Here is a 5,072-nt window from a genome sequence, read left to right as displayed (position 1 = left end):
GCTTGAGACCGCATCCGCGTCGATGGAGATGTCCACTGAACCCCGTGAGTTCGTCGCGCAAGAAGACCGAGTATTCGTCGCCGGCTTCGCAAGCGGAAAGATCAACGCAACGAACAAGACGTTCGAGGACCACTGGGTCTTCGCCATCACGGTGCGGGACGGCAGACTGACCAACATCCGCGAGTACGTCGACACGCAGGCACTGGTGCGGGCCTCGCAGACGCACGCGTCCAAGCCAGCGTAGCGCTTGGCCACCTGAGACCATTCGTTCCTGGTAAACGCTGGCTCAGCCGTGGCCCACCTTGAGCGCCCTGCTTTCTTCAAATACCCAACCGTCAAGGAGATCCCAATGTACGACCAATCGAAGATTTCAGAGTTGATCCGATTCGCCCGTGTCGATGCTGGCTCCACCGTGATCGACGTGTACCCTGGCGACGGAGACTGGACGCGCCGGTTCTCCGACGTCGTCGGAGCCGAAGGGAAGATCTACAGTTTCATCCCGACCGAAATCGCCGATTTTTTCAAGAACGACCCGGTCGGCGCTATGCGGGCGCTTGCGAAAGAGCCGGGCCGAGGGAATGTCGACGCCGTCTCGGCTGACCTGGTTGCCATGCCCGAGGTGACGCAGCCGGCGGAGGTCCTGTGGCTGCACCTGTTCTACCACGATCTCCACACCACGCTGATGCAGTCCAAGGGCGCGACGGCCGCCGACTTCAATCGCGCCGTGTACGATCGGGTCAAGCCGGGTGGGTACTACGTCATCGTCGACCACGCCGCTGCTGGCGAAGCGGGCACCAGTGTTGCCCAGTCCCTGCACCGGATCGACCCCGCCTCCGTTCGGAAAGAAGTGGAGGCGGCCGGCTTCCTGCTGGACGCGGAAAGCACCATGCTCGCGAACAAGGATGATCCGCGATCAGTCAAGGTGTTCGATCCCTCGATCAAGGGCGAGACCGATCGCTTCGTCTACCGGTTTGTGAAGCCGTGACGGCTACCAACGACGACCAGCTGTGATCTCCAAGTGGATTGTCCAATCCCGGGCATCTCTAGAAAATTGGGGTTACGAAGCGGACCAGCTCCCAAGAACGTCGGATGAACCTGCCTAAACATGCCCGATTGGGTCCTCGGTCGAGTGTTGCTTGTTGATCGCAACGTGGTCCAAGGTCTGCGAGTCGAAGAGGCCGCGCATATTGCGGGTGTCAGCATGCGCACCGAGTAAAAGTGGCTGAAGCGATTCCTGCTTCGCGACGGCCTGCACCCGTTGGCCGAGAAGGCCTCCGCGAGCGCGGCCTCCGAATGCCGCGCCGTCGCCCTCAATCACCAGCTGCGTCATTACAACCGGCTCGACCCCGTTAGTGCGGAAATTTTCAAGAAGGCCGAGGATCGTCTAAAAAGAGTGTCGTGCCCAAGCGAAGAAAGTGCGGCGACGAGGGATCACACGTGAGGCGGAGCAGAACCGCCGCGGATTTGAACCGCTGTTGGGGAGAGCGTTACTCGGCGTTGTGATGGCGCCGATCCGCCGACACCGTCGAACGCCAGTTTCAGGCCGTCCCGCTGGGCAATGGCAGCTTTGCGGCGGCACACCCGATCCACCACGAACGTCTCTTGCTGGCCGAAAGCCGACGCTCAAACTCAACGTGTACTCGACGTTCCGCCACCTCATCTTCCGCCGCCCGGTGAAAACCAGCGGTCAGTCATGTCGTGTGCCGCCACGCAATTATGTCGGCTCATGAGAAGCGGGACCGACAGGTCGACGTGGGCGGTCCGTTTGTGAAGACGACGTGGGTGAGCGGTCCGCCGAGTAGCCGAACGCAACTGGCCCGCGCTGAAACCTCGAGTTTCTCAGCGCAAATCCGCCGGCGCGAATCGCCTTGTCAATCGTCACCCGTTTGTTGAGCTGCAGGATCGGCAGCAGTCGCAGGCAAGGCCGCTGTTGCTGCAACCGCCGCCGCTACGCGCGCCGCGCTTGATACGCCAACGTTTGGCGAAGGTGCCGACGCCGGCAAAGGTGGCGTCGCTGGTGTCGGCGGCATGGGCGGAGTCGCCGGCATCGGCGGCACGGGCGGCATCGGCGGCGCGCCGAAGATCGACTTGAACGCCGGTGTCTTCATGTTCAACGCGAGCGGCTTGCGATCGCGCATCAGCTTCAGTTCCACATCCTTGCCGACCGGTTGATCGCGGAGCGCGCGCATCACGTCTTCGGGACGCGTCACCTTGTCGCTGCCGACCGCGGTGATCACGTCGCCGGCGCGCAATCCCTTCAGCGATTCGGGATCCGTGGACAGCACTAACGCACCGCTGGTAACGCCGAAGTAGCGACCGAGGTCGGCATCCACCGGCGAGAGGTTGATGCCCCACCACGGCATGCCGCGATGCAGTCCCGCTCGCGCCTGCGCGCGCGCGGCGCGCACCTGGTCGTGGGTGGCGCGGGCCGAGTCGGCATGAGCGCGACTCGCTGCGACCAGCGCGAGGTCTTTGTCGCGCAGTGCATGTTCCGAATCGCGCATCGCGCGGTCGACATCGGCCTGCACGCGTTCGTTGAAATCCTTCGGCAGGAACGGATGCGCCGGATCCTCAGCAATCAGGGCCGGCCAGTTCCGCGCCTCGCGGCGCTGTGCTTCGACAACGACGCTTCCCCTCGTTGTGCCGCGCATATAGTCGATATGGACGTTCTGGTTTTCCTTCAGATTCGCGAGACGTTCGCGCGCCTGCGACAAGACGTTTTTCTCCTCTCCGGCCGGCCATGGCTGGCCATCGATCGCGGTAATGACGTCACCGTTGCGCAAGCCCGCTCGCGCAGCCGGACCGTCGGGCGTCACCGCGCTGATGCGCGCGCCGTCCTTGTCGGCGGCGAGCACGATGCCGACCATTGCGCGATCGGGCTGGCTGACGTAGCGGTAGGCGTAGGCGCGCGGTCCGACGTCGCCGAGCTGCGCGGAGAGATCCGCCATGCGGCGCGAGAGCGACTGCATCTGCGCGCGCAGGTCGTCGAACTCCTTGCGTGCTGCGGTCGTTTTCGCCTCGACGTCGTTGGTCACATTGGCGTCGACACGGGCGTCGGCATGCGCCTGTGCACTCGCGGCGGTCTTCGTATCGGCAGCCATCGCGCCGTGGAGCGCAAAGGCGAGGGTGGTGCAAAGAAGTGTGCGTTTCATGATCGGACCTTCAGTTGATGCGGTTGAGCGTCGCGGCAGTTTCCTGCGATGCGCCGTCGTCGTTGGCGGCGATCGCGTAGGCGCTACCGCGGATCGTCGCGAGGTCTTCCAGCAGTGCGACACGCTGGCGCCACAGCGGCAACGCTTGCGCGTGATCGTGCGCAGCGCCGAGTTGCACGTCGACCAGGCCAATCAGGTCTTCCACTTCGACCGCGGCCATCAGGTCGCGGCCGTCCTGCGGCGCGCGCGCGGCGACCGCGGCAACCCAGCGTTCGAGCGTCTGCGAGCGTGTATGCAGCCCATCGAGTTCGTCAGCGCCTGATGGAACCGCTGCCGGTGTCGCGGACGGATTCGCTGGTGTCGATGTCGCGACCGCCGGCGTGATCGACGGCTGCCGTCCATCGCGCGGCAACAGCAGGGCGAGTGCGAGCCCGGCAGCGAGCGCGGCGGGAACGATGGTGCGCCAGACGCGCGGGCGGCTACGTTTTTTCGCGAGAGCGAGTGCAAGTTCGGGCCACAGATCCGGCTGCGGCGCTGCATCGGGCAGCGCGCGCAGCGCGGCAGCGAGCGTGGGATCGGCGTGCGGGGTCATTGTGCCGTCGCGATCAGACATGGCGCGGCCTCTTGGGGCTGGGTGGGTTCGAGCAACGCACGCAGGCGGACACCGCCGCGTGCGACCTGGGACTTGGAGAAGCTCACCGACTTGCCGGTCATCGCGGCGATTTCCGGATGCGTGTATTCCTCGACGTGATACAGCCACAGCACGCTGCGGGTCAGTGCAGGCAGCCGGTCGAGCGCCTGTTCGAGATGACGCGAATCGGCGAGCGCCCACGGCGTCGGCGCGGTGCCCGGCGAGCTGTCGTCATCGGGCAATTCCTCGAATGCGACGCCGCGTTCGCGACGCAGGCGCATCAACGCCTGGTTGACGACGATCTGGCGCAGCCAGCCCCAGAACGGCGAGTCGCCGCGAAACTGGTGGATGCGCTCGAGCAGATGAAGCATTGCGTCGTGAACCGTTTCGCGCGCGCTGTCGGCATTGCCGAGCATGCGCAACGCGAGCGTGTACGACGGTCGCTCGAACGCGCGATAGATCTGTTCGAGCGCGCCCGTCTCGCCGCGGCGGGCTCGCGCGAGGACAGTGTCGGGGATGTCGATCTGGAAGCTGGCGGCGGTCACGGAACTGTCAGATGCAGGCGGATGCGGATTGGTCGCAGCGCAACGATGCGCCGCGGAAACGCCGGACGCCAGCACGATTCGCACGCGTGTCCGGCCGCTGTCCGGCAGCTCGGCGGACACTGTCCGCGAAGCGACAGACGTGAGTGAAAGCGTTGCGAATCAGTCGATTGCAGGATGGCACGGTCGTTGCTGATGGTTGAGCAAACCCGATGTTTTCCACGGAGACCTTCAGCCCATGATTCGCGACACCTCAGCCCAGGATCGCCAGGTTGTCCCGCCGCTCAATCGCCGCAAGTGGGCCACGTGGATCGGCGTTGCAGTGGCTGCTGTGATTGCTGTTGTCGTGTGCTTTCCGCTTGTCGCCCGTTTGATGTCGGCCGACTCATCGGCGAGCACGGCGCGTCTTCGCATCGCCGAGGTCAAGCGCGGAACGCTCACCCGCGATGTGTCGGTGCAGGGCAAGGTCGTCGCGGCGGTGAGTCCGACCGTCTACACGCGCACTGCCGGTACCGTCACGCTCGACGTGCATGCCGGCGACAAGGTGAAGAAAGGCGATGTGCTCGCCGAGATCGATTCGCCCGAACTGACGAACAAGCTCAAGCAGGAACAGTCCACGCTCGATGGCCTCGGCCTCGAAGTCGAACGCACCGGCATCGCGAATCGCAAACTGCAGGCGGCGTCGCAGATGGCATACGAGCAGGCCGTCATCGACCGCCAGACCGCGGAGCGCGAAGTCGAGCGCAA

The 5,072-nt window shown here is 64.7% G+C and carries 6 protein-coding genes and 1 pseudogene; 4 read left to right on the top strand and 3 right to left on the bottom strand.

Annotation, left to right across the window (positions count from 1 at the left end; translation table 11 throughout):
- The 3 genes and pseudogenes from ABIV12_RS16245 to ABIV12_RS16235 form a co-directional block, all read left to right on the top strand.
- A partial coding sequence (locus tag ABIV12_RS16245) for a nuclear transport factor 2 family protein (protein ID WP_348061251.1) occupies positions 1-244 on the top strand: 244 nt, incomplete at its 5' end.
- Positions 245-292: 48 nt separating this feature from the next.
- Positions 293-985 carry a methyltransferase gene (locus ABIV12_RS16240; RefSeq protein WP_348061249.1) on the top strand — a complete coding sequence of 231 codons (693 nt, stop codon included), beginning with the start codon at positions 293-295 and terminating at the stop codon, positions 983-985.
- 104 nt (positions 986-1,089) lie between these two features.
- Positions 1,090-1,213: pseudogene (locus ABIV12_RS16235) on the top strand (leucine zipper domain-containing protein); the annotation flags it as partial.
- A 658-nt stretch (positions 1,214-1,871) separates the two neighbouring features.
- Here the strand turns inward: ABIV12_RS16235 and ABIV12_RS16230 are convergent.
- The 3 genes from ABIV12_RS16230 to ABIV12_RS16220 are packed head-to-tail and all read right to left on the bottom strand — an operon-like array spanning position 1,872 to position 4,328.
- A complete protein-coding gene (locus ABIV12_RS16230) occupies positions 1,872-3,152 on the bottom strand; it encodes a PDZ domain-containing protein (RefSeq protein ID WP_348061247.1) in 1,281 nt (426 codons plus the stop codon).
- Positions 3,153-3,162: 10 nt separating this feature from the next.
- A complete protein-coding gene (locus ABIV12_RS16225) occupies positions 3,163-3,765 on the bottom strand; it encodes a hypothetical protein (RefSeq protein ID WP_348061245.1) in 603 nt (200 codons plus the stop codon).
- On the bottom strand, positions 3,741-4,328 hold the full coding sequence (locus ABIV12_RS16220; RefSeq protein WP_348061243.1) for a sigma-70 family RNA polymerase sigma factor: 588 nt from the start codon (positions 4,326-4,328) through the stop codon (positions 3,741-3,743). Before ABIV12_RS16220 ends, ABIV12_RS16225 begins: the two co-directional genes overlap by 25 nt.
- 235 nt (positions 4,329-4,563) lie before the next feature.
- Here ABIV12_RS16220 and ABIV12_RS16215 point away from each other — a divergent pair.
- The coding region (locus ABIV12_RS16215) for a biotin/lipoyl-binding protein (RefSeq protein ID WP_348061241.1) at positions 4,564-5,072 on the top strand (509 nt) is incomplete at its 3' end.

Source organism: Dokdonella sp., from assembly GCF_039926425.1.
Lineage (GTDB): Bacteria > Pseudomonadota > Gammaproteobacteria > Xanthomonadales > Rhodanobacteraceae > Dokdonella_A.
Note: the sequence above shows the minus strand (reverse complement) of the source record. Positions and strands in the feature narration are given on the sequence as shown.